The organism is Amylibacter sp. SFDW26 (assembly GCF_009184395.1).
GTDB lineage: Bacteria > Pseudomonadota > Alphaproteobacteria > Rhodobacterales > Rhodobacteraceae > Amylibacter.
The window spans coordinates 582,656-606,741 of the sequence record NZ_WEIC01000001.1; the positions used below are offsets into that span (position 1 = coordinate 582,656).

Annotated in this window: 20 protein-coding genes; 13 read left to right on the forward strand and 7 right to left on the reverse strand. The window is 44.7% G+C overall.

The features are described 5' to 3' along the window. Window positions 1-121 precede the first annotated feature (121 nt). Genes F9L33_RS02990 through ispD form a run of 4 tightly spaced genes read right to left on the reverse strand, consistent with a single transcriptional unit; the run spans window position 122 to window position 2,222 of the window. On the reverse strand, window positions 122-595 hold the full coding sequence (locus tag F9L33_RS02990; RefSeq protein ID WP_152141242.1) for a CinA family protein: 474 nt from the start codon (window positions 593-595) through the stop codon (window positions 122-124). Continuing rightward, entirely contained in the window at window positions 595-1,083 is a 489-nt protein-coding gene (locus F9L33_RS02995; protein WP_152141243.1) for a phosphatidylglycerophosphatase A, read from the reverse strand. The genes F9L33_RS02990 and F9L33_RS02995 overlap by 1 nt, the downstream gene beginning before the upstream one ends. Further along, window positions 1,080-1,559, reverse strand: coding sequence for a 2-C-methyl-D-erythritol 2,4-cyclodiphosphate synthase (gene ispF / locus F9L33_RS16035; protein ID WP_370452073.1), 480 nt, complete (start codon window positions 1,557-1,559; stop codon window positions 1,080-1,082). The genes F9L33_RS02995 and ispF overlap by 4 nt, the downstream gene beginning before the upstream one ends. 3 nt (window positions 1,560-1,562) lie before the next feature. Further along, window positions 1,563-2,222 (reverse strand): 2-C-methyl-D-erythritol 4-phosphate cytidylyltransferase, encoded by a 660-nt coding sequence (ispD, locus tag F9L33_RS16040; RefSeq protein WP_370452074.1) that lies wholly within the window; start codon window positions 2,220-2,222, stop codon window positions 1,563-1,565. Window positions 2,223-2,336: 114 nt separating this feature from the next. Between ispD and dusB the strand changes: the two genes are divergently transcribed. The 9 genes from dusB (at window position 2,337) to hflX (ending at window position 14,096) form a co-directional block, all read left to right on the forward strand. Further along, the gene (gene dusB / locus F9L33_RS03005; protein ID WP_152141244.1) at window positions 2,337-3,320 is read left to right on the forward strand and encodes a tRNA dihydrouridine synthase DusB; all 984 of its coding nucleotides are present in this window, start codon (window positions 2,337-2,339) and stop codon (window positions 3,318-3,320) included. Next, window positions 3,317-4,393, forward strand: coding sequence for a nitrogen regulation protein NR(II) (locus tag F9L33_RS03010; RefSeq protein ID WP_152141245.1), 1,077 nt, complete (start codon window positions 3,317-3,319; stop codon window positions 4,391-4,393). Before dusB ends, F9L33_RS03010 begins: the two co-directional genes overlap by 4 nt. Window positions 4,394-4,395: 2 nt before the next feature. Further along, window positions 4,396-5,775, forward strand: a complete 1,380-nt coding sequence (locus F9L33_RS03015; protein ID WP_152141246.1) for a sigma 54-interacting transcriptional regulator — start codon at window positions 4,396-4,398, stop codon at window positions 5,773-5,775. A 71-nt stretch (window positions 5,776-5,846) separates the two neighbouring features. Beyond that, window positions 5,847-8,081, forward strand: a complete 2,235-nt coding sequence (locus tag F9L33_RS03020; RefSeq protein WP_226803977.1) for a PAS domain-containing sensor histidine kinase — start codon at window positions 5,847-5,849, stop codon at window positions 8,079-8,081. An 18-nt stretch (window positions 8,082-8,099) separates the two neighbouring features. After that, window positions 8,100-9,500, forward strand: a complete 1,401-nt coding sequence (locus F9L33_RS03025) for a sigma-54 dependent transcriptional regulator (protein WP_152141248.1) — start codon at window positions 8,100-8,102, stop codon at window positions 9,498-9,500. Window positions 9,501-9,575: 75 nt separating this feature from the next. Beyond that, window positions 9,576-10,952: a Trk system potassium transporter TrkA gene (gene trkA / locus F9L33_RS03030; RefSeq protein WP_152141249.1), complete on the forward strand. Its 1,377-nt coding sequence runs from the start codon at window positions 9,576-9,578 to the stop codon at window positions 10,950-10,952. 4 nt (window positions 10,953-10,956) lie between these two features. After that, window positions 10,957-12,462, forward strand: a complete 1,506-nt coding sequence (locus F9L33_RS03035) for a TrkH family potassium uptake protein (protein ID WP_152141250.1) — start codon at window positions 10,957-10,959, stop codon at window positions 12,460-12,462. Window positions 12,463-12,594: 132 nt separating this feature from the next. After that, entirely contained in the window at window positions 12,595-12,831 is a 237-nt protein-coding gene (gene hfq / locus F9L33_RS03040) for an RNA chaperone Hfq (protein WP_152141251.1), read from the forward strand. Continuing rightward, entirely contained in the window at window positions 12,828-14,096 is a 1,269-nt protein-coding gene (hflX, locus tag F9L33_RS03045) for a GTPase HflX (protein ID WP_152141252.1), read from the forward strand. The genes hfq and hflX overlap by 4 nt, the downstream gene beginning before the upstream one ends. Here hflX and F9L33_RS03050 read toward each other — a convergent pair. Continuing rightward, window positions 14,093-16,540, reverse strand: a complete 2,448-nt coding sequence (locus F9L33_RS03050; RefSeq protein WP_370452084.1) for a penicillin acylase family protein — start codon at window positions 16,538-16,540, stop codon at window positions 14,093-14,095. The genes hflX and F9L33_RS03050 overlap by 4 nt on opposite strands. Window positions 16,541-16,649: 109 nt before the next feature. Between F9L33_RS03050 and F9L33_RS03055 the strand changes: the two genes are divergently transcribed. After that, window positions 16,650-17,516 carry an NAD(P)-dependent oxidoreductase gene (locus tag F9L33_RS03055; protein WP_152141254.1) on the forward strand — a complete coding sequence of 289 codons (867 nt, stop codon included), beginning with the start codon at window positions 16,650-16,652 and terminating at the stop codon, window positions 17,514-17,516. 7 nt (window positions 17,517-17,523) lie between these two features. Then, on the forward strand, window positions 17,524-18,207 hold the full coding sequence (gene rpe, locus F9L33_RS03060; protein ID WP_152141255.1) for a ribulose-phosphate 3-epimerase: 684 nt from the start codon (window positions 17,524-17,526) through the stop codon (window positions 18,205-18,207). Between the two features lie 48 nt (window positions 18,208-18,255). On the opposite strand, the gene F9L33_RS03065 is transcribed toward rpe, so the two are convergent. Together F9L33_RS03065 and hemB are read right to left on the reverse strand one after the other, a co-directional pair. Further along, window positions 18,256-18,810 carry a YSC84-related protein gene (locus tag F9L33_RS03065; RefSeq protein ID WP_152141256.1) on the reverse strand — a complete coding sequence of 185 codons (555 nt, stop codon included), beginning with the start codon at window positions 18,808-18,810 and terminating at the stop codon, window positions 18,256-18,258. Between the two features lie 129 nt (window positions 18,811-18,939). Continuing rightward, on the reverse strand, window positions 18,940-19,944 hold the full coding sequence (gene hemB / locus F9L33_RS03070; protein WP_152141257.1) for a porphobilinogen synthase: 1,005 nt from the start codon (window positions 19,942-19,944) through the stop codon (window positions 18,940-18,942). Between the two features lie 130 nt (window positions 19,945-20,074). Between hemB and F9L33_RS03075 the strand changes: the two genes are divergently transcribed. Continuing rightward, window positions 20,075-20,575, forward strand: a complete 501-nt coding sequence (locus F9L33_RS03075) for a hypothetical protein (protein ID WP_152141258.1) — start codon at window positions 20,075-20,077, stop codon at window positions 20,573-20,575. A gap of 39 nt (window positions 20,576-20,614) precedes the next feature. Beyond that, the gene (gene mfd / locus F9L33_RS03080; RefSeq protein WP_152141259.1) at window positions 20,615-24,079 is read left to right on the forward strand and encodes a transcription-repair coupling factor; all 3,465 of its coding nucleotides are present in this window, start codon (window positions 20,615-20,617) and stop codon (window positions 24,077-24,079) included. Window positions 24,080-24,086 lie beyond the last annotated feature (7 nt).

Sequence of the window (24,086 nt, forward strand, 5' to 3'; positions counted from 1 at the left end):
GGAAGATTAAAGGGCCGTATCGCAGTTTTATAAATAGGCATATTGGTTCAATTGCTTAAAAAATAATCAGTAAAACTTAGAACGCATAAAAAACATGCAAATTTGAGTCTTTCAAATTGCTTTATTTTGCAGCGTTTAAAATCAAATTGAGTGCAAATTGGGCAGATTCTAAACGCACATTCTCGCGTCCAAGGGGGCCAAACTCTACTGTTTGCGTCTGTGTTTTTTGACCTTTAACAGCAAGTCCAAAGCAAACACGTCCCTCTGGTTTATGCTCTGATGGCCCAGGGCCAGCAATGCCTGTAATTGATACAGATATATCTGTATGGCTTGCTTCTAATGCGCCATCAGCCATTTCTTTTGCGACTGGTTCGGACACAGCGCCGTATTCACCCAATGTGTTGCCTTTAACATTGATCATCTGCATTTTTGCAGCATTAGAATATGTAACGTACCCACGATCCACAACATCAGATGATCCAGAAATTTGAGTTAAGGCCGCTACAACCATGCCGCCAGTGCAGCTCTCAGCGGTTGCAAGGGTCCATCCTTTTGCACGGCAGGCGTCTAAAACATCTGATGCGAGTTGTTCCATTAGATATATCCGTGTGCCAACGCACCCAATAAGGTGGTTAAAGTGGCGGCCATAATACCCGCGAAGACATCGTCCAACATGACACCAAAAGGTGTCTCTTTCTTATCTGCCCAGCTCACAGGCCAAGGTTTAAGAATGTCAAAGAAGCGAAAAAACATCAGGCCAACGACCAAACCAGGCCATGGTAGAATGGCAAGTGGTACTTCCCAAAGCCATAACATGCCTGCAAGCGGGAATAGGGTGATCCATTGTCCAACTACCTCATCAATCACCACTTCGCCTGGGTCGTGGTTATCTGTGTTGGCAGTATGCTGTGCGGTTGCCCACCAACCGATGAAAAAGGTGGCGATAGTTGCAATAAGAAGTGCGGGGAAGCTGCCCATTGCAAAAATGATGATTGCAAAAGGTAGCGCAGCCAAAGAACCCCATGTGCCAGGTGCTTTTGGCATCAGACCAACGTAAAAGAAGGTTGCGATTAATTTGCTCATATTTTCACCAATGTTGCAGTGGCTTGGGCTGCAATGCCTTCGCCACGCCCTGTAAAGCCAAGTGTTTCAGATGTTGTTGCCTTCACGCTAATGCGCTCAAGCTCCAACCCAGTGATATCTGACAATGTTTTACGCATTGCTAGTGCGTTTGGGCCGATTTTGGGCTGTTCACAGATCAAAGTGCAATCGATGTTTGTGATCGTAAAGCCCCTAGATGTTGAGGTTTCGACTGCTTTCTTTAGGAAAATATCAGAAGCAGCGCCTTTCCATTGGTCATCATTTGGTGGAAACCATTGGCCAATATCACCTTCTGCCATTGCGCCAAAAATTGCGTCTGTGATTGCATGCATGCCAACATCGGCGTCAGAATGCCCGATCAACCCGCGATCAAATGGGATTTTAACGCCACATAATATTACGTGGTCGCCTTCACCCAATTTGTGAACGTCAAATCCGTTTCCGACACGAATATCCATGCTCTATCCTATTAGTCTTTCAGCCAGATCAAAGTCTTCTGGCTGTGTTATTTTTAAGTTTAGCTCTGACCCAAGAATAGGGGTCACGTCAAGACCTGCTGCGCGTGCCATTGCCACATCATCATCAGCGGGCTCTTTAGCATTTTCATGAGCCGCTATAATATCTGCCGTATAAAAAGCCTGAGGTGTTTGTCCACGCCATAGTGTATCGCGTTTTTGAGCATCTTGAGCTTTTCCATTTGCAACATGCCAAAGGGCGTCAGTGACGGGCAGGGCCAAAAAGGCTGCTTTATCTGTATCTAGGGCATCAATAATGCGGTTAAGCGCGTCATATGGCAGTAATGGTCTCGCACCATCGTGGATGAAAACCTGTTCGCCCTTACATGCTTGAAGGCCATTTAAAACAGACGCGCTGCGTGTATTGCCACCAATGGATGGTGTTTGTAATCGTGCATCATTAATCATTTCGACACAGGCAGCATAATGTACCTGATCGTCTGGATTTATAACGACACGAACCTCGGTAATGCGATCGCTTGCTAGTAACGCTTTGATCGTATGCGTTAAAATAGGGATTCCCGCTAAAGGGCGGTATTGTTTTGGTAATCCACCGCCTGCGCGTGTTCCGCGTCCTGCGGCAACGATAAGTCCTGTGCGTTTCATTGGCATTTTCGTCATTTTTGCTTATTTATTGTGCATATTTCAGTTTGATAGGGCTTTGGCGGATTGCTGATCCCGATAAAGGCGTATAGATGTGATTTTGCATAAGGATTAAGCATGACCTCTATTTTGATTGAAAATAAGGCATTATCACCTGCGGTTTTTCTGGCTCCCCTTGCTGGTATCACAGATTTACCGTTTCGTAACCTCGTATCTGAATTCGGGGCAGGATTAGTTGTGTCCGAAATGGTGGCATCCCAAGAGATGGTTCAAGAACGGCCATCTGTACAAGCGCGTGCAGAGCTAGGGTTTGAATCACAGAACACATCCGTACAAATAGCAGGACGAGACGCTTACTGGATGGCTGAGTGTGCCAAAATGTGCGCTGATAATGGGGCGAAAATCATCGATATCAATATGGGATGTCCTGCAAAACAGGTTACAAATGGTCTTTCTGGTTCTGCTTTGATGAAGACACCAGATTTTGCACTAACATTGATCGAAGCAGTCGTGAACGCTGTTGATCTGCCCGTCACATTGAAAACCCGCCTTGGGTGGGATGATGATATGCTCAATGCCCCGCATATTGCAAAACAGGCGGAAAGTGCTGGCATTAAAATGGTCACAATCCATGGTCGCACACGGTGCCAATTTTATAAGGGCAATGCAGACTGGAACGCTATTCGCGACGTTAAGGATGCAGTTGATATTCCTGTGATTGCGAATGGTGATATCGTTGACACGAAATCCGCAAAGCGGGCGCTAGAAGCCTCTGGTGCAGACGGCATTATGGTAGGGCGCGGGGCGCAAGGTAAACCATGGGCTTTGGCGCAAATCGCACATGATATTTTTGGGACAGATGCACCAAGTATTCCAGTTGGGAATAGTCTTATTGATATGATTACAAGGCATTACGAAGAAATCTTGAAGTTTTATGGGGCAGAGCTTGGCAATCGCGTAGCACGTAAACATCTGGGTTGGTATATGGATTATATCGGTACAAACCGTACATTGCGCCGCGCTGTGCAAACGGAAAAAGATACGACTGTGGTTCTATCATTAATACAGAATTTATATGATGATACCGAGGTGGCGGCATGACTGATACATCTTTTGAAAATGTCTGGAATGCGCTGCCATTCCCTAGCTTTGTTGTAACACAAGACGGGCAAATTACTGATGCGAATGGGGCTGCTGAACAATTGGTGTCTACATCTCAGCGTCAAATGCGCCAAAAGACACTATCGCAAATCTTTCATGAGAATTCGGTGGTCGTGGGAACGGTTCATCAAGCAGCTAAAGATCAGGGATCTATGACGCAATACAATGTGGATGTTGCGATTGAAAATAAAACTACGGCAGTGTGCAATGTCTATGTAAGTTTCCTAAACCCTGAACAGTCTAAGTTGCTTTTGGTTGTGCAGCCCACTGGTGTTGCACAGAAAATGAGCCAATCGCTTACTAATCTGTCGGCTGCCCGTTCCGTCACTGCAATGGCGGCAATGTTGGCGCATGAAATCCGTAATCCATTGGCGGGGATTACTGGCGCGTCGCAACTTTTAGCCATGAACGCCAACGAAGAAGATATCGAATTGGCCGACATGATTGCCCAAGAAGCCAAGCGTATTGGACAATTGGTCGACCGCGTGGAACATTTTGGCGATCAACGTCCAATGGATCCCAAGCCTGTTAATATCCATGACGTTCTAGATCGTGCGCAACGCGCTGCAGCTGCCGGCTATGCATCGCATGTGAATTTCACAGTGGAATATGATCCATCGTTACCTGATACATCCGGTGATGCTGATCAATTATTACAAGTTTTTCAAAACCTTATTAAAAATGCAGCTGAAGCTGTGGACGAGAAACGCGGCACTATTAAAGTACGGACATCATATAATTCTGGCGTAAAGCTTGCAATGCAAGGTAACAAAACCCAAAACTTACCATTACAAATTGAGGTGATTGATAATGGTCGGGGTGTTCCTGCCAATTTGATATCTGAAGTTTTTGACCCGTTTGTTACCAGTAAATCCAATGGCACAGGGCTTGGCCTGTCGCTTGTATCTAAAATTATCGCTGCACATGGCGGCTTGGTTGAGTGTTCCAGCACAGAAGGGCGTACAGTATTTGTTGTGCGCTTACCTGTTTGGCGCGTCAAAAAGGAGAATTAATTATGGATGGAACAGTCATAGTCGCAGACGATGACCGCACAATCCGCACGGTTTTAACACAAGCGCTAACACGAGCAGGCTGCAAGGTTCGTTCGACGGGCAGTGTTTCGACTTTATGGCGCTGGATCGAAGAAGGCGAGGGCGATGCTGTCGTATCGGATGTGATGATGCCAGACGGCAATGGTTTGGATTTATTGCCGCAAATCCACCGTAAACGTCCGAACCTACCTGTGATCATTATTTCTGCACAAAATACGGTTATGACAGCGATCAAGGCTTCTGAGCATGGTGCGTATGATTATTTGCCAAAACCTTTTGATCTGAAAGAGTTATTATCGAAAGTTAGTCGTGCCTTAAGTCAGTCAAATATGGCTGCCGCGCCGACGGCAACAGCTATGAATAGTGGTCAAAACTTGCCACTTGTTGGCAGTTCACCTGCAATGCAAGAGGTGTACCGTGTTGTTGCGCGTGTTCTGAATACGGATCTTAATGTGATGATCACGGGGGAAAGCGGTACGGGTAAAAACCTGTTGGCGAAGACCTTACATGATCTTGGACATCGCGGATCAGCACCAATGGTTACTATAGGAGCCGCCTCAGCAACGCCTGAAAGTGTTGAGCAAATTTTGCAAGACGAAAATAAAACGCCAAATGGAGCGACCATTTATCTTGATGAAATTGCTGAAATGCCAGCCGATACACAATTGAGATTGTTGGATTTAATGCAATCTCCCGTTGTTCAAGATAAAAACCTGCGCTTCATTTCGTCAACACAAAAACCATTGACGAACTTGGTGAATGAAGGTCTGTTCCGTGAGGATTTATTCTACCGTCTTAGCGTTATGCCCATTTCATTGCCGCCGCTACGTGACCGTATGGATGACATTTCTGAGCTTACATTGTACTTCTTGCAAAAAATTGCAGCGGACGGCCAACCATTGAAGACGATTGCCAGCAAAGCGCTGGATCATATGCGTTCAGCACTTTGGCTGGGTAATGTCCGCGAATTGCAAAATTTCGTACAACGCGTTGCCGTACTGTGTACCGAAGAAGAAATCACTGCTCAATTTACCGAAGAGACATTAAAACAAATGCCTAAGGCTAAACCAGAAGGGGTGCCTTTGGGCAATGAACGCCTTTCATCAGCGGTTGAGGCGCATTTGAAACGGTACTTTGATTTGCATGGCGATCAGTTGCCACCACCTGGTTTATACAACCGTATTTTACGTGAAGTTGAACTGCCATTGATAGCTTTGACATTGTCAGCGACCCGAGGAAATCAGATTAAAACGGCAGAATTGCTGGGTATCAACAGGAATACTTTGAGAAAAAAGATCAATGACCTCGATATACAGGTGACACGCACTAAGAAAATGATGTAAAACTGCCACAGTGTATATCGTAATTATGGAACGACTCGGGCAGGATGAGAAAGTTTCCACTTCTAAATAGAATGAACCGCTTGAATATTTGGCGTAAGCGCCGAAATGTTCAAAGCGCTTTAACTTTGTGCCTTGTAGCACTTGGTCCAATCTTACTTGTAACAACAGTTTTCCTGTTGAACCGTTTTGGTTCGCAGATTTCACCTGGGTTGTTTCGTGGGATTGTTCTTGCTGACTTCGTTTACGTTTTGGTAATTGTTGCGCTTGTTGCACAACGTATTATGCAGATGGTAGCAGCACGGCGTGCAAAATCGGCGGGCTCTCGCTTACACATTCGCTTGAGTGGAGTTTTCGCGGCTGTCGCTTTTATTCCAACAGTTTTGGTTGCTGTATTTGCAACTATTACATTGAATATTGGTATCGAAGGTTGGTTTTCAGAACGTGTAAGGGACGCGGTTGGCACATCTTTGTCAGCGGCAGAAGCTTATGAAGCAGAACAACGTGATGACTTGTTAGAAGACGCCGCTTTTCTTGGGCAATATTTGGTAAACCAGAAACGTAGGTTCCCGTTAATAGAAACTGCTGGCATTCGCGATGTTATGATCCAAGGGCAGTCACTTGTACAACGTGGATTGAAGGAAGCTTACGTTATCAACAGTAATTCTGAAATTGTAGCACGTGGGGATCGCAGCTATTTATTTGATTATGAGCCGCCAATCTTAGAAGAAATTACAACAGCAGATGATTTTAAGACCGTTATTATTCGCGACTGGGAAAACAATGAGTTTCGGGCGCTGCTAAAACTACCAAATTTTTTGGATCACTATTTATTAGTTTCACGCACTGTTGATGGTGATATTTTAACTTTGCTGGATGAAACCAAAGAAACCGTATCACTTTATAACCAACTTGAAAGTGATCGAGGTCGCTTACTGTTTGATCTTGGTTTGATGTATCTTGGTTTTGCTTTTTTTGTTATTTTATCTGCTATCTGGTTAGGTTTATGGTTTGCAGAACGTCTTGCGCGCCCTGTTGGCAAGTTGGCTGGTGCAGCACAGCGTGTTGGTGCAGGGGATTTAACAGTACGTGTACGTGAAGAAGCTGGCGATGATGAGATTGCGATGTTGGGGCGTATATTTAATCGGATGACACAGCAGGTGAAACGCCAACGGGATGACTTGATAGATGTAAACGAACGTACGGAAAACCGCAGACGCTTGTTTGATAGTGTATTAACGGGGGTATCAACAGGTGTCATTGGTTTAACACCAAGTGGCGAGATCGAAGTGTTTAATGCGGCGGCCTCTCGTTTGTTAGAGGTCGATGTAGAGAAAGTTATCGGTAAAACACTAAAGAAAACCGTTCCAGAATTTGCAGCCTTATTTAAAGAAAGCCAAGATAAAGGCGGGCAAACGCGCCAAGATGAGATCAGTTTGACACGCGCAGGTCACGCCGAAGTGTTATTGGTACGTATTGCCGCACGTATGACTGATGGGGAAACACTTGAAGGGTATGTTGTGACCTTTGATGATGTTACGGATCTTGTATCTGCTCAGCGTATGGCGGCTTGGGGCGATGTCGCGCGCCGTATTGCGCATGAGATTAAGAACCCGTTAACACCAATTCAACTGTCGGCAGAACGTATGCGCCGCAAGTTTATGCCTTTGGTTGGTGATCAGTCTGATACGTTGGAACAATATACAGATGTGATCATTCGGCAAACAACCGATCTGCGTCGCATTGTCGATGAATTCTCTAAGTTTGCACGTATGCCAGAGCCAGAACGCCGTACACATAACTTGTCTAAACTGATAGGCGATGCCGTTCTATTGCATCAAAATGCGCGGCAAGACATTGAGATTAAACTTAAAAATAATAGAAAGCAGTTGGATGTCGATCTTGATGACACGATGATTTCTCAAGCTCTTACAAATCTTATAAAAAATGCTGGTGAAGCAATTGATAGTTATATCTCACAGCATGGTAACGAAAACTACATACCTGAGATTAGAGTGTTGGTTGATACAAAAGATAAAGTTACAACTATATTGATACAGGATAATGGTATTGGGTTGCCTAAAGAAAAGAGATCAAGATTATTTGAGCCATATGTTACGAACCGTGAAAATGGTACGGGATTGGGACTGCCCATTGTGAAGAAGATTATTGAAGAACATGGAGGTACATTAGAATTACTTGATGCACCGAAGTTTAAAGGCAATAAACATGTAGGTGCTATGGCGCGTATAGTATTGTCTGTGGTAAACCAAGAAGAACAAGAACCTGAAAAAGCCAAAGTAGCATAAGGGTCAAAGGAAAGTATTATGGGCGATATTCTAGTAGTAGATGATGAAAAAGACATTCGAGAATTAGTGTCGGATATTTTAATTGATGAAGGCTATACAACGCGTTTGGCAGCCAATTCGGATGATACATTTTATGAAATTAACTCCGAAGCACCAGATTTGATCATTCTGGATATCTGGCTGAAAGAAAGTAAGTTGGACGGTATCGATATTTTAAAAACGGTCCGCCGTGATAACCCTGATATCCCTATTGTGATCATCTCGGGTCATGGCAATATCGAAATCGCTGTTGCCGCAATCAAACAGGGCGCTTACGATTTTATCCAAAAACCGTTCAATATCGATCAATTGATGGTTGTTATATCACGAGCGATGGAAACTTCCCGCTTACGTCGTGAAAATGCAGCCTTGAAAGTAAGGGATGTAACTTCATCTACGATGGTTGGCGAAAGCCTAATATTCAAAGCGCTTAAATCGCAATTGGATAAAGTTACAAAAACCAATGGTCGAGTAATGTTGCGTGGCGCGTCTGGTTCAGGAAAAGAAGTTGCAGCACGTTATATTCATGCAAACTCTGACCGTTCAAAAGCTCCGTTTGTGTCTGTGAATTCTGCAACGATTGAACCAGAACGTATGGAAGAAGTTTTATTTGGCCGTGAAACAAAAGAGCGTGGCCATGAGCCAGGTCTGCTGGAACAAGCGCATGGCGGTTTTGTCTTTTTTGATGAAATCGCAGATATGCCAATTGGGACACAATCTAAAATCTTACGAGTGCTTGTTGACCAGCAATTCACACGTGTTGGCGGTTCAGATAAAGTCCGCGTTGATATGCGCGTTGTGTCTGCTACGAATAAAAACCTGTTAGATGAAATCGCTGAAGGTAATTTCCGCGAAGAGCTGTACCATCGCTTAAACGTTGTTCCAATAGAGGTTCCAGCTTTGGAAGAACGTCGTGAGGATATTCCTGTTCTAGCGGAACACTTCATTGATGAATTGCACAAAACGCAAGGATTACCCAAACGTAATCTATCCGAAGAAACAGCCGCGATGCTCCAAACTATGTCATGGCCTGGAAATGTTCGCCAATTGCGTAATATTATTGAACGTGTATTGGTGTTGGGTGCTGATACTGGCGACATAGAGCCAAACGAATTACCAAATAACGTAGCAACAGAAAATGATGATGGTCCTACTCAAAAATCTTTTGCTATGTTGCCACTAAGGGAAGCACGCGAAATGTTTGAACGGGACTATTTAATGGCTCAAATCAATCGATTTGGCGGTAATATTTCTAAAACTGCCAATTTTGTTGGTATGGAACGTTCAGCACTGCACCGTAAATTGAAGTCACTAAATGTGATTACTACAAATAAATCCGGCGCACGTGTGGCAGAAATTGATGAGATAGATCAAGGTTAATTATTGACCTAGCTCTATGAATTTGCGATTTATTTGCGATTGCGCTGATTTTTGCGCGTTGATCAGGAGACCGAAATGAAGGTCATCATATGTGGCGCTGGACAAGTTGGTTGGCAAATCGCAAGGCACTTGTCCTCTGAAAGCAATGACGTGACGGTTGTGGACAACAATGCTGAATTGGTTGCACGTGCGACTGACACACTAGATGTCGGTGGTATAACGGGATTTGCATCTTACCCAGATGTTTTGGCTCGTGCAGGTGCAAATGATGCAGATATGATCATTGCTGCAACATTCTCGGATGAGGTTAATATGGTCACATGTCAGGTGGCACATTCGGTTTTTTCAATTCCGCGTAAAATTGCGCGACTACGCTCACAATCCTATTTAGATGTGATTTATTCTGATTTATATCAAAGGGACCACTTGCCAATTGATGTTGTGATCTCACCAGAACTCGAGGTTGCAAAAACAGCTCTTCAACAGATTGAATCACCATCAACTTTTGACACAGAGCCTTTCTTAGAGGGGCAAGCAAAGTTTATTGGCATTGAACTGGATGAAGACTGTCCTGTTCTAAACACGCCATTACGCCAGTTGTCGGAACTCTTTTCAACACTTCGTGCAGTGGTTGTTGGTGTTCGCCGCGAAGGCCATTTGTTTGCACCAAGTGCAGGTGACCAATTGTTTGCTTGTGATCAAGCATATATTGTTATCCACAATGAAGATTTGTCTCGTTGTTTGGAGGTTTTTGGAAAAACTGTCAAAAAACGCGAACGTGTCATTATCTTAGGTGGTGGTAACGTTGGGTTACATGTTGCATATACATTAGAGCAGAGTGGTGACCGTATTCGCACAAAAATTATTGAGAAGAACCGAGAGTGCGCTGAAAATGCAGCTGATGCATTGACCCGTACGATTGTTTTGAATGGCGACGGTTTAGATATGGAACTGCTTGAAGAGGCAAATATTGCACAAGCGGATGCTTTATTGGCTTTGACTGATGATGATAAAACGAACCTTTTAAGTTGTACACGTGCAAAAGCCGCTGGAGTACCTATGACTGTGGCTTTGGTAAATGACCCATCATTGACGGAATTAAAAGAACCACTTGGCATTGATGCTTTCATCAACCCACGCGCAACAACGGTATCATCGATTTTACGGCACATTCGGCACGGACGTGTGAAAGAGGTTTATTCTATTGGAGATGCAGAAGCAGAAGTAATTGAAGCCCAAGTTTTAAACAGTTCTCCGATTGCGGGGATGAAAGTGCGGGATATTGATTTTCCAGAAGGTGCTATTTTAGGGGCTGTACAGAAAGGTACAGAAGTTTTGCGCCCAAATGGTGATACAAAGATCGAAGATGAAGACACCGTGGTGATTTTCTGCCTAGCAGAGGATATTCCTAAAGTGGAAACATTGTTCCAAGTTCAAGTTGATTTTTTCTAGTAATATGAAAGGGATAACAGATATTCCTTTCTTTGTTATTCTTATGGCATTGTCATGTATTGCGATGTTTTTTCCAATTTTACATGCCATTCGCTTGGAGGATTGGTTAACAGCGCGCACGTTTTTCTATAATGGTGCTTTTTTAGGGATTATTACTACGATCATTGGCATTGCTGTAAGACGCCAAGACAGAAGCGCATCCGCAAGCACACATTTGATTACTATGTTATGCGCCTATGTGGTTTTACCCATATTCTTAGCAATGCCGTTTGCCGCCTTAGTTAAAACAGCCTCATTTTTCCAATCGTATTTCGAAATGCTGTCAAGTCTGACAACAACTGGTGCAACATTATTCGATGATCCTAAAGTCTTGTCTGAGCCATTACATTTATGGCGCTCGTTGGTGGGGTGGCTTGGTGGTTTTATGATTTTAGTGGTCGCAATGGCTATTTTCGCCCCCTTAAACATGGGGGGCTTTGAAATTTATGCTTTGCAACGACATCGGAAAGAAGCTGTATCGCAGATGCAAAAAGCTGAGGTTTCTGAGAGACTTAATAAGTTTGCAAATCAAATTTTTCCAATTTATTTGATGCTTACATTGGTTCTGACATTTACTTTGATTATTCTTGGTGAACGCGCGTTTATTGCGGTTACACATGCAATGGCTATTTTATCAACCAGTGGAATATCCCCTGTTGGCGGCTTATCAGGATCGTCTGGTGGTTTTTTCGTTGAACTGGTTATGTTTTTATTTCTGTTTTTTGCGGTTTCTAGAAACACGTTTTTGCCAGGACGTGAACAAGAAAGCTGGCGAACAATCAAACATGATAAAGAAATCACACAAGCTTTGCTGTGTATTACGATCATTCCAGCCTTATTATTTATCCGGCATTGGACTGGCGCAATTGAGGCAAATGCTCAAGGTGATGCTATAACTGGGGTTAGTTCACTTTGGGGGAGTAGCTTTACGATTTTATCGTTTCTTACGACAACAGGTTTTGAAAGCCAATCTTGGGGGACAGCACAAAATTGGTCTGGCTTAGGAACTCCAGGCCTTATTTTTATTGGCCTTTCTGCATTAGGTGGCGGCGTTGCTACGACTGCAGGAGGCATTAAGTTGCTACGGATTTATGCATTATACAAACACGGAATACGTGAGATGGAACGCCTAAGTTACCCAAGTTCTGTGGGGGGTGCAGGGCAACGTGGCCGAGCCATAAGGCGTGAAGGGGCATTTATTGCATGGATATTCTTAATGGTTTTTGTCTTCACATTGGGAATTATTATGTTGGGACTAACTTTAACAGGCTTAGACTTTGAAGAAGCGCTCGTTTTTGCTGTTGCAGCATTGGCTACCTGTGGTCCATTGGTAGGGATTTCGATCGAAGGTAGTTCAAGTTATATACTTCTCTCAGACGAAGCAAAAGCTATCTTATGTGTTGCGATGATTCTCGGACGTTTAGAAACGGTTGCCGTTATTGCCTTATTTAACCCCAATTACTGGCGTTAAAGGCACAATATAGCGAAAAAACGCACTAAAAACGCTGGTTTGCTCTGGATAATCCCAATTTGCTGACTAGTATCGCGCTTATAAAAAGAAAACGCTCACGCAAATGTGGGCCAATAACGAAAGCTGGGACAAATGGCTGCCGATAAACAAAACTTGCAGGACGCATTCCTGAATAACGTTCGCAAAGAAAAAAACTCCGTAACTGTTTTTTTGATTAATGGTGTAAAACTACAAGGTGTTATCACTTGGTTTGATAACTTCTGCATCTTGTTGCGCCGTGATGGTCAATCACAACTGGTGTATAAGCACGCGATTTCTACAATTATGCCTGCACAACCTGTTGTTTTGTATGATGGAGATGGAGAATAGGCGCTCTCGAAACTCGCGTAAGCGTCCTACATCCAAGTATCTGGAACTTAGAAAGCCGCCGCGCGCCAGAACATTCACTGGCAGAGGCCGTTTCTCTTGCGCATGCCTTAAAACTTGACGTTGCCCACGAACTGGTTGTGTCTTTGAAAAAGCCACAAGCTGGGCTTTTATTTGGCAAAGGCAAACTTGAAGAACTGGACGCGATCTTTAAGGCCAAAGAAATTGGCCTTGTTATCATCGATGGTCCTGTTACGCCCATTCAACAACGTAACCTTGAAAAGAAATGGGATGTAAAAGTTCTGGATAGAACGGGCCTAATCCTTGAGATTTTTGGGGATCGTGCGGCAACGCGTGAGGGGGTATTACAAGTTGATCTAGCACATCTATCCTATCAGAAAACGCGTCTTGTACGAAGCTGGACACACTTGGAACGCCAAAGGGGTGGCTTAAGCTTTATCGGTGGTTCAGGTGAGACGCAGATCGAGTCGGATCGTCGCATGATTGACGATGCTATTGTACGGTTGAAGCGGCAACTTTCTAAAGTCGTTAAAACACGCTCATTACACCGCGATGCGCGTAAGAAAGTACCGTACCCGATTGTGGCTTTGGTCGGATACACCAATGCAGGTAAATCCACTATTTTCAATCATATAACAGGTGCTTCTGTTATGGCGAAAGATATGCTGTTTGCCACATTGGACCCAACAATGCGGGCGGTAAAATTACCATCTGGGCGTGATATTATCCTATCAGATACTGTAGGCTTTATCTCCGATCTCCCAACGCAATTGGTCGCCGCATTTCGTGCTACATTGGAAGAGGTTTTAGATGCTGATCTTATTTTGCATGTCCGAGATATTTCGCACCCTGAAACTGAAGAACAAGCACATGATGTTCTAGATATTCTAACAGGATTAGGAATTGAGGAAGAAGCTCAACAATCCATGTTAGAAATATGGAACAAAATTGACGCTCTTGATAAAGGTAAAGAAGAGCCTTTGGTGAATGCTGCAGAACGGAATCCAAAAATCGTTGCTACATCAGCACTAACGGGTGTTGGTATTTCCGAACTTATGGACGCGATAGAGTGGAACTTGGCGGAACCAACAAAAACAGAAAAGGTCAAATTAGCCTTTTCAGAGGGCAAACGCCGTGCATGGTTGTTTGACCACAATGTTGTTGATAGCGAAGATCAGATTGATATTGGCTTTGAAGTCACTGTTACATGGACACAAAAACAAGCTGCGCAATTCCAAAAAGTCTAATTTTCAATGTTGATAGGTTGTAGGGTTGTTATACCAACAGCCCCACCACGTGCCAAATCGGGGTCCAATGACATTGGAATGTATTCACCACGACGCCAAAGTTGGGCTAAGTTATCATAGTAATGTGATAATGGATGCCCAGATTGTCCTGTTGAAATAATAAAAACAGAACTGTCTGGGTCTGAAAAGTCCACCACAGCGCGAAAACCACCTGCATGTACATTGGCATAAGGATTGGGCCCTGTGCCCGATGTCCGGGCACGTTGTAAAGTGTTGTCACCACCTGCAGTATCTTGGCGAATATTCGTAAACCACTTTAACACAGAAATTTTGCCCAAAACTTCGTGGTCTTGATGTGCCTGATGTGCTTGTCCCCAACGCCAACTGTCAATGCGTGGGCCATATTTCTCGGTCAACTCGATCAAAGCATCATCCAAAGCTATACGTGCTATATCTGTACATGTTTCTTCGCGTGATGAGGGGCGGATATCACACCATTGTGCGGCGCCATCTATATTGCGGAATACACGCTCAATGAATACGGGATCGGGGCGGGGGAATTTTTCAATCAAGGGCCCCAGTTCATCTGACGCTAAACGGCGTTGTAAATTACGAAGCCATGCTGCGAAAATTAAAGGTTCTGGTAGATGCTGGTCCATTTCACCGTTCCAACTGGCAAGTAACTCTAGTGCAACTTGCTGCTGTCGCTCTGGCGTACCTGCAAGTGCCTTTGTGCCTGAAAACCACAACTCACTTGCGATCAGAGGTAAAAGGGATCGTGCTGTAAATGATACCGCATCGTTTTGTGTTTCGATGAAGCTTTCACGCGTATGTACAGCGCGATTATTCAAAAGTTTTGTTAGACGTTCAATACGTTGTGTATCACCCCAAGAATAGCTGACATGGTTTGGAAATGCTTTATCCGTTAGTTTATTATTGGTATTGGCTACAATACCACTAGACGGGTTACGTACATATGGGTTTTCATTAAAGTCAAAATACCCATCCCAGCGGTTTTGCGGCAACCATCCTTGTGATGGAATACGACCTTTGCTGGAGTGATTGATATGTCGTTTTGGCATTTTGCCAATAGTTTGCATCGCAATTGAGTTTCTATCCGCCAACATCAAATTCTGCGACGGTGCTATAAATTTTTCGGCCGCACGGCGAGCTGCGAAAATTGATTTTGATCGCATCACTTCTAAAGCACCAGACATAGAAGTGTCATCTTGCTCTAAGGCAACCCACCTTAAAGATACCACATGACCTTCTGGCGTAATATCACCTAATGAATAATGTTCCGGTGGGATAACAGGACCATTTTCTGTGTACTTTATAGTTATTGTACGGCTTGGCGCATCTTTGACATTTATGATCACGCTTTTGGTTCGAAATGATTTGTAACCAATTGGCGTTAGATATTCGTCTGGGTTTTCTGGGTTTAATTTCTCAATGTAAACATCAAGGTTATCTAAATAAGAGCTTGTTACACCCCATGCTAAATCATTTGAACGTCCAGCTAATACAGCAGGCATGCCTGGTATGGTTGCGCCAATAACACCGCCCGATTTAAAATCAAGTCGCGCTAACATCCAAATAGAAGGCGCAGAAAGCCCTAAGTGAGGGTCCGTTGCCAATAGGGGCGCATGTGCTGCGGCGCGTTTTGAACCAACGGCCCAAGCATTAGATGCGCCACCCATATTTAATGGGCGAATTGGGTCCAAAGGGTCATAGTCGCTTTGCGCAAATTTAATGGGCTTTTTGATATCTTCGAAAAGCTCTGCAAACTCTGGTAATCCAATCACGCCATCGCCTGGGGCATCAGGCATGATGTCTTTTATCAAATCTGCCCCGACAGTCAGAGAAACTTGAGCACGTGTAATTTCACTACGTAATTGGCTGTCTAATTGCAAAGACATCAATTTTATGATGGCTAAACTGTCAGATGCGACCCATGGAGCAATTTCATTGGAAAACAGAAAAAACTCAGGTGCTCCACGCCCTAAAGCATCCTCATTCACTTTACGTAACCATGCATTTACACCATCTGCGTAAGCATCCAGAGCAAGCTGCGTTTCAGTTGTCTGAACTTTGTATGAGCCTTGTGCCAATGCATATAGGTCTAGGCGACGGATAAAACTATCTATGTTTACTGTGCGTTCCCCAAACAATTCCGATAATCTGCCTTGAGCTGTGCGGCGTAACATTGTCATTTGCCATATGCGATCTTGTGCATGGGCAAACCCTAGACCAAAATAAACATCGTGATCGGTATCGCCAAAAATATGAGGTACATTATGATTGTCGCGGACAATTTCAATCGGTGCTTCTACATCGGGAATATCATAAGCAATGTTATATTCTGGCAATGAGCGTACAGCAAAATAATAGGCTAACACACTACCTGCGATAGCTAAGACAAACATCATAACAAAACTGCGCATAAGCCAGCGAAATAAGAAAGCCAAAGCCACCTCCGATATTGACCCCCAACGATTAGCAGTCCATGTCTATAGGAGCAATATGAATGACATGACAATCGGGAGCTAAAACATGGTAAAAGTAGCGTTTATCGGCTTGGGTGTAATGGGATACCCAATGGCAGGACATCTTCAATCAAAAGGGCATGATGTAACTGTTTATAATCGCACTGTTGCAAAGGCCGAAGATTGGGTGGAAAAATACGGTGGTGCAATGGCTTTAACGCCTGCAGAAGTTGCGAAAGGACAGGATGTTGTCTTTGCATGTGTTGGCAATGATGACGATTTACGCGGTGTTACAATGGGGCCGGATGGGGCTTTTCAAAACATGAGTGCTGGATCTGTATTTGTAGATCACACAACGGCTTCTGCAGAAGTGGCGCGCGAACTTTCGTCTGCTGCTTCCAAAGCGGGCTTTGAATTTATTGATGCACCTGTTTCTGGAGGCCAAGCGGGTGCAGAAAACGGTTTGCTGACTGTTATGTGTGGTGGCGATGAAACTGCTTATGCGCGTGTTGAAGAGATCATTATGTGTTTCGCACAAGCCAGCCGTTTGATGGGTGGTTCTGGTGCTGGGCAGTTAACGAAGATGGTGAACCAGATTTGTATTGCTGGTTTGGTTCAGGGGCTTTCAGAAGGTTTAGCATTTGCCCAGAAATCAGGTCTGGATGGTAAAGCCGTTGTTGATGTGATTTCCAAAGGGGCCGCTGGATCATGGCAAATGGCGAACCGTGGTCATACGATGATTGATGATGAGTTTGAATTCGGCTTTGCTGTGGATTGGATGCGCAAAGATTTGGGCATTTGTCTTGAAGAAGCAAAAAACAATGGCGCTTCATTGGATGTTGCCAAAATGGTTGATGGCTATTACGCGGAAGTCCAAGAAATGGGCGGAGGTCGTTGGGATACATCCAGCCTAATCCGTCGTTTGAATAAGTGAGATTATTATGACTGTAGAGTTTGATCCAAAACGCGAATTAAAAATTGCGCCATCTATCTTATCTGCCGATTTTGCCAGATTAGGCGAAGAAATCCGGGATGTAGAAGAGCAGGGCGCTGATTGGATTCATGTTGATCCGATGGATGGACATTTCGTTCCCAACTTAACCATTGGCCCTAATGTTGTTGCCGCGATCCGCCCACATGTAAAAACGGTGATGGATGTACATTTGATGATTTCGCCAGCAGATACTTATCTGGAAGCTTTTGCTAAAGCGGGTAGTGATATTCTAACTGTACACGCCGAAGCTGGGCCACATTTGGATCGCAGTTTACAAGCAATACGATCTTATGGTTGTAAAGCAGGGGTAGCGTTGAACATCACAACACCTTTATCTGTGATTGAATATTGCTTGGATAAGATTGACCTGATCCTTGTGATGACAATCAACCCTGGTTTTGGTGGCCAGAAATTCACACATTCTGTCGTCGATAAAGTGGCCGCTGCGCGTAAAATGATTGGGGATCGACCTATTTGGTTAGAAGTAGATGGTGGCGTATCGCCAGAAACAGCACCACTTTGTTGGAATGCAGGTGCTGATGTTCATGTAGCGGGTTCTGCTGTGTTTAATGGTGGCACACCAGAAGATTACAAACGCAATATGGATGCTATTCGTGCATCATGTGCATAGAAAAGGCAGCTTAAAGCCGCCTTTTTAGTATTTGAATGTAAACAATAATTACCGAACAATACGGTTGTATTTGGATCCTTCCAAAGACACACCAAGCAACAGCCCAGCTTGTCCGAACACAACGCTGTAAACACCGTCACGGATGCTGTTGCTGTCAAGGCCAGCGGCATCTGCGTTATCAATCAAAGTGTATTCAAGGTCTGCGCCTAAAGTCCAACCTGGCTTAGAGCGGAATTTTTGTAATGAGTTTTGGTCTGCAAAAAACAGAACTTGTGCCACTTGCTGTACGCCGATTTGCAAACCCCATGAGCCAGCAACGATAGAATAATAATCAACAGGGGCTTCGCCCACCAAAAGTGAGCCTTCACCGTAAGAACCGCCAATGATCAAACCACCTTTGGTAATTTTTGGCATCACCAGCATACCAACGGATTGGTTGCGTAATGTCGTTGTGAATGGAAGCTCTGCTTCCATCTGGCGCAATGCTGCATCAACATTTGCGTCAATTTTAAAGCGTGCACGGCTTTCTGTGCCGCCTGCACATGCTGTGGTTAATGATGCGCCAGCTGTCGCGATGAAACTCCGCCGAGTCCAATTTTGCATGGAATGCTCCTGTAATGCCTACTCTTGTTCGATCTTATGCCGATTTCTATACTCTTTTTAGGACAAAACGGACGTGCTGTCATCCTATTACGTGCAAATAGGCGTGATTTTGCTGGAAAATAACACTTATTAGAACGGTTGGGATAATTTTTCAGCAACTTCGCGAGCATAATATGTTAAAATGCCAGCACATCCCGCGCGTTTGAATGCCATTAGGCTTTCCATAATGATTTTATCACGATCAACCCAACCATTGGCAGATGCGGCTTCAATCATCGCGTATTCACCGCTAACTTGATAGGCAAATGTAGGTACTTGGAATTCTGTGTTCACACGTTGGCAAATATCCAAATAGGGTTGGCCTGGTTTCACCATGACCATATCCGCACCTTCATCCAGATCACGTGCAATCATGCGCATCGCTTCATCAGAATTACCAGCATCCATTTGATATGTAGATTTATCACCTGTTAAGGCACCTGTTGCACCCACAGCATCGCGGAAAGGGCCATAAAAAGCAGAAGCATATTTTGCAGAGTAGGCCATAATAGCGACATGCGACAAATCGTTTTGCTCTAAAGCACGACGAATAATGCCCACACGTCCATCCATCATATCAGATGGGCCAAGGATATCTGCGCCAGCCTCTGCGTGGCTTAGCGCTTGACGCTCTAAAATCATCAACGTCTGATCGTTTAGAATTTCACCTTCATGAACTATGCCATCATGGCCCAATGAATTATAAGGGTCTAATGCGACATCCAGCATGACGCCTATATCTGGTACAGCTGATTTAATTGCACGTGTCGCACGGTTAGCAAGGTTTTCAGGATTATAAGCTTCTTCACATTCCGGTGTCTTTAAGTTGGCATCAGTGTATGGAAACAAAGCAACAACGGGAATACCAAGGTTTGCCGCTTCATTGGCCGCGATCACTGCGCGGTCAATCGTCAAACGCTCTACACCAGGCATGGATGGCACCGGTTCAGAAGCGTCTGTGCCGTCCATAATGAAAATAGGCCAAATGAAGTCTGATGCTTTAATATCATTTTCACGCACTAAATCGCGCATCCAATCAGTCCGGCGTAAACGGCGTGGGCGGTTTGCAGGGAAAGGTGCGATTGGCAATGTCATAGCGTATCCTTCAAATATTCAGGCTTTGAGTGCCTAAATTTTGACGTAACTTCAAGTGAAAAGGTTTTTTCTATTGGTTTTCATGAGCATTTTGCTTAGGGAGGTCTCTGAAGTTTGGAACTGATACAAAATGTACGAAGTCATTCTCACCGAAAACACTTTTGCCAACCCTTGGTATTGGGCTGTTGTGATTATTGCGTGGGTTAACCTTTTGCAATACAGCTTTGGAATATCACGTGAAATGTTTAATGCTGCACGTCGTGGTGATGTACAAGCCAAGCAAGATACAATGGCACTATTAGATGTGAATTCGCGTATTATTATTACGGATTACACGAAACTTGGAAGCCTTTTAGTGCTTCTAACATGTTTTGTTCTCTCATCCTTTGCCGTTATTGGCTTCAAGAATGATGTATACACTTTACAAGCCGTTGTCTTTTTGGGTGTTCCCATCGCTTTGATCGGAATTATGGGTTTTGCATACTCAAAGAAAATGATCAGCTATGCAGATAATTGGGAAAGAATTTGCCGAACTTATACTCTGTTTTGGTTTATCAAATGGGCCATAGCGTTGATTTCAATAACGATCACAATGTTTTGGGCCGTTTATATCGAAGTCACAGCATTTTAAGCGGTTGAAGTAGGGCAATAGCTGCGATACCCGTCCCATATGGACACGAAAATACATAATCCAAATCTAACAACAGTAGGCGGCGCACCCGAAGGCTATGATGCGCGTTTATTAGCAGAGCATTTGCAAAAAACGAATGCACCTGTGATCCATATTGCACGGGATGATGCGCGTTTGGCTGACACACAGACAGCCTTACAGTTCTTCGCCCCTGATGTGCCTGTTTTTGTCTTTCCTGCATGGGATTGCTTGCCGTTTGATCGTGTTTCTCCGAACGCTGATATTTCCGCAATGCGTATGGCGACATTAGCAGCACTTGCTGATGGTTTTGATCGTCCATTCATCATGCTGACGACTGTAAGTGCTGCAACGCAACGGATACCTGCACGTGAGATATTAAAGCAATCCAGTTTTACTGCGACTGTCGGGAAGCAAATTGACGAAACCGCTTTACGCAGTTTCTTTACCCGCATGGGCTTTACCCAAGCGCCAACAGTGATGGAACCAGGCGATTATGCGATCCGTGGTGGTTTGATCGATGTCTATCCACCAGGGGATAGTGGTCCAGTACGTCTTGATCTCTTTGGTGACGTTTTGGATGGTGCGCGCCGTTTTGATCCAGAAACCCAGCGCACAGTGGAAAAACTGACCCGTATTGAATTGGCTCCAGTATCTGAAGTGATCTTAGATGAGGCCTCTATTCAACGTTTCCGCCAAAATTATCGGTTAGAATTTGGTGCAGCTGGCACAGATGACCCGCTTTATGAAAGTGTGAGTGCAGGGCGTAAATATCAAGGTGTTGAACATTGGACGCCGTTTTTCCACGAAAAACTGGAAACTCTGTTTGATTACATCCCAAACGCAACAATCTTTTTGGATGACCGCACCACGCAATCACGCCTAGCGCGTTGGGAAAGTGTTGCGGATCAATATGATGCACGCAAAGACGCTTTAGCAAACAAATCGCGTATGGACAGTGTCTATAAACCTTGCCCTGCTGAGTTATTATATATGGATGATCTGGCTTTTGAAAAAGCTCTACACGATCACCAATTGCGCCAGTTATTTGCTTTACCACAAGGTACAGGACCAAATGTAATTGATGCAGGCGGCCGTATTGGGCGCAACTTTGCCCCAGAACGCCAACAAGAGGAAATCAGCCTGTTTGGTGCATTGGCAGATCATATCAAAGACAAACGCGTAAATGGTCATGTCTTGATTGCGTCTTTCTCTGAAGGTGCACGTGAACGTTTGACTGGATTGTTAGAAGATCACGATACCACTGGAGCTACGAATATTGCTAAATGGTCTGATGTTCAGGCTGAAAAGGGTGGTCTGTCTCTAGCCGTTTGGCCCTTAGAGCACGGCTTCGAAGCCAAAGGCTTAACTGTAATTTCGGAACAAGACGTTCTGGGGGATCGTTTGATCCGTACAGGAAAACGCAAACGTAAGGCTGAGAATTTCTTGACTGAGGCAACCAGCCTAACACCTGGTGATCTCGTTGTGCACTTAGATCACGGTATTGGTCGCTACAAAGGTTTGGAAACCGTCACAGCCGCAGGCGCACCACATGATTGCATCCTTTTGGAATACGCAAACAATGATCGTCTGTTTATCCCGGTTGAAAACATCGAGCTTCTTAGCCGTTATGGGCATGAAGAGGGGATGTTGGACCGCTTAGGCGGCGGAGCATGGCAAGCGAAAAAAGCGAAGCTGAAAGAACGCATTCGCGAGATGGCAGATAAGCTGATCCGTGTCGCTGCCGAACGTATGTTGCGTAAAGGTGAAGTTATGGAGCCGCCCGCTGATGCTTGGGACAGTTTTTGCGCGCGTTTCCCATATACGGAAACCGATGATCAGCTAAATGCGATTGAAGATGTGATGGAGGATATGTCCTCTGGTCGTCCTATGGATCGCTTGGTTTGTGGTGATGTCGGTTTTGGAAAAACCGAAGTAGCTTTACGTGCAGCATTCGTAGCAGCTTCTGCGGGTACACAAGTTGCAATTGTTGCACCAACTACGTTGCTAGCCCGCCAACATGCAAAATCATTCGAAGAGCGTTTCCGTGGCACAGGTATCCGCGTAAAACAGCTATCTCGCTTTGTGACTGCAAAAGAAGCAGCCTTAACAAAAGAAGCCATGGCGAATGGTGGCGTAGAGATTGTTGTTGGAACGCACGCTGTATTGGCGAAAGGTATCAAATTCGCAAACCTTGGTCTGTTGATTGTCGATGAAGAACAGCATTTCGGTGTGAACCACAAAGAACGTTTGAAACAACTGCGTACAGACGTGCATGTATTAACCCTAACAGCCACACCAATTCCACGGACATTACAAATGTCACTCTCTGGTGTACGTGAGCTTAGCATCATTGGCACGCCACCAGTCGACCGCCTTGCGATCCGTACATATGTTAGTGAATTCGATAGCGTCACTATTCGCGAAGCCTTGCTGCGCGAACATTATCGTGGTGGCCAAAGCTTCTATGTCGTACCACGCATCAAAGATCTGCCAGAGATTGAAGCATTCCTCAAAGATCAACTGCCAGAGCTCACCTATGTTGTTGCCAATGGACAAATGCCAGCTGGTGAGCTGGATGACCGTATGAATGCTTTTTATGACGGAAAATATGATGTTCTGTTGGCTACAACGATTGTTGAAAGTGGTTTGGATATTCCAACGGCCAATACAATGATCGTCCATCGCGCTGATATGTTCGGCCTTGCACAGCTTTATCAAATTCGTGGTCGTGTTGGTCGTTCCAAAACACGCGCCTATGCATATCTGACAACAAAGCCGCGCCAACGCATAACACCAAACGCAGAAAAGCGTTTACGGGTTCTAGGCTCATTGGACAGCCTGGGCGCAGGTTTCACACTGGCATCGCAAGATTTGGATATCCGCGGGGCAGGGAACCTGTTGGGCGATGAACAATCTGGACAGGTTCGTGAAGTGGGCTTTGAACTGTACCAAGAAATGCTTGAAGAGGCGATTGCCAAGATGAAAGCAGGCGAAATGGAAGGCCTGTCCGAGGTTAATGAAAATTGGTCACCTCAGATCAACCTTGGTGTGCCTGTTTTGATCCCAGCCGATTATGTGACTGATCTTGATGTACGTCTTGGCCTTTACCGTCGCTTATCCAGCCTATCGAAAAAGGTAGAATTAGAAGGTTTTGCCGCAGAATTGATTGACCGCTTTGGTAAGCTGCCTGATGAAGTGAATATGCTGTTGCGCGTTGTACGTGTCAAAGCCATGTGTCGCGCTGCTGGTATTGCGAAACTAGACGGCGGTCCAAAAGGAATTGTGATCCAGTTCCGTAACGATAAGTTTGCACGCCCAGAAGGTTTGGTGCAATTCTTGGCAGATCAACGTGGTACGGCGAAAGTCAAAGACAATAAAATCGTCGTCCGCCGGGATTGGCCCAATGATGATAAGAAGATCAAAGGCGCCTATATCATTACGCGCGATTTAGCCGTTCAGGCAAAAACGCCCAAAAAGAAATAAGCCGCGC

What these genes read in the sequence shown, in the direction of transcription:
- F9L33_RS02990 (WP_152141242.1), bottom strand. Translation starts at nt 595, where the DNA reads ATGGAACAACTCGCATCAGATGTTTTAGACGCCTGCCGTGCAAAAGGA.
- F9L33_RS02995 (WP_152141243.1), bottom strand. Translation starts at nt 1,083, where the DNA reads ATGAGCAAATTAATCGCAACCTTCTTTTACGTTGGTCTGATGCCAAAA.
- ispF (WP_370452073.1), bottom strand. Translation starts at nt 1,559, where the DNA reads ATGGATATTCGTGTCGGAAACGGATTTGACGTTCACAAATTGGGTGAA.
- ispD (WP_370452074.1), bottom strand. Translation starts at nt 2,222, where the DNA reads ATGAAACGCACAGGACTTATCGTTGCCGCAGGACGCGGAACACGCGCA.
- dusB (WP_152141244.1), top strand. Translation starts at nt 2,337, where the DNA reads ATGACCTCTATTTTGATTGAAAATAAGGCATTATCACCTGCGGTTTTT.
- F9L33_RS03010 (WP_152141245.1), top strand. Translation starts at nt 3,317, where the DNA reads ATGACTGATACATCTTTTGAAAATGTCTGGAATGCGCTGCCATTCCCT.
- F9L33_RS03015 (WP_152141246.1), top strand. Translation starts at nt 4,396, where the DNA reads ATGGATGGAACAGTCATAGTCGCAGACGATGACCGCACAATCCGCACG.
- F9L33_RS03020 (WP_226803977.1), top strand. Translation starts at nt 5,847, where the DNA reads ATGAACCGCTTGAATATTTGGCGTAAGCGCCGAAATGTTCAAAGCGCT.
- F9L33_RS03025 (WP_152141248.1), top strand. Translation starts at nt 8,100, where the DNA reads ATGGGCGATATTCTAGTAGTAGATGATGAAAAAGACATTCGAGAATTA.
- trkA (WP_152141249.1), top strand. Translation starts at nt 9,576, where the DNA reads ATGAAGGTCATCATATGTGGCGCTGGACAAGTTGGTTGGCAAATCGCA.
- F9L33_RS03035 (WP_152141250.1), top strand. Translation starts at nt 10,957, where the DNA reads ATGAAAGGGATAACAGATATTCCTTTCTTTGTTATTCTTATGGCATTG.
- hfq (WP_152141251.1), top strand. Translation starts at nt 12,595, where the DNA reads ATGGCTGCCGATAAACAAAACTTGCAGGACGCATTCCTGAATAACGTT.
- F9L33_RS03050 (WP_370452084.1), bottom strand. Translation starts at nt 16,540, where the DNA reads ATGCGCAGTTTTGTTATGATGTTTGTCTTAGCTATCGCAGGTAGTGTG.
- F9L33_RS03055 (WP_152141254.1), top strand. Translation starts at nt 16,650, where the DNA reads ATGGTAAAAGTAGCGTTTATCGGCTTGGGTGTAATGGGATACCCAATG.
- rpe (WP_152141255.1), top strand. Translation starts at nt 17,524, where the DNA reads ATGACTGTAGAGTTTGATCCAAAACGCGAATTAAAAATTGCGCCATCT.
- F9L33_RS03065 (WP_152141256.1), bottom strand. Translation starts at nt 18,810, where the DNA reads ATGCAAAATTGGACTCGGCGGAGTTTCATCGCGACAGCTGGCGCATCA.
- hemB (WP_152141257.1), bottom strand. Translation starts at nt 19,944, where the DNA reads ATGACATTGCCAATCGCACCTTTCCCTGCAAACCGCCCACGCCGTTTA.
- F9L33_RS03075 (WP_152141258.1), top strand. Translation starts at nt 20,075, where the DNA reads ATGTACGAAGTCATTCTCACCGAAAACACTTTTGCCAACCCTTGGTAT.
- mfd (WP_152141259.1), top strand. Translation starts at nt 20,615, where the DNA reads ATGGACACGAAAATACATAATCCAAATCTAACAACAGTAGGCGGCGCA.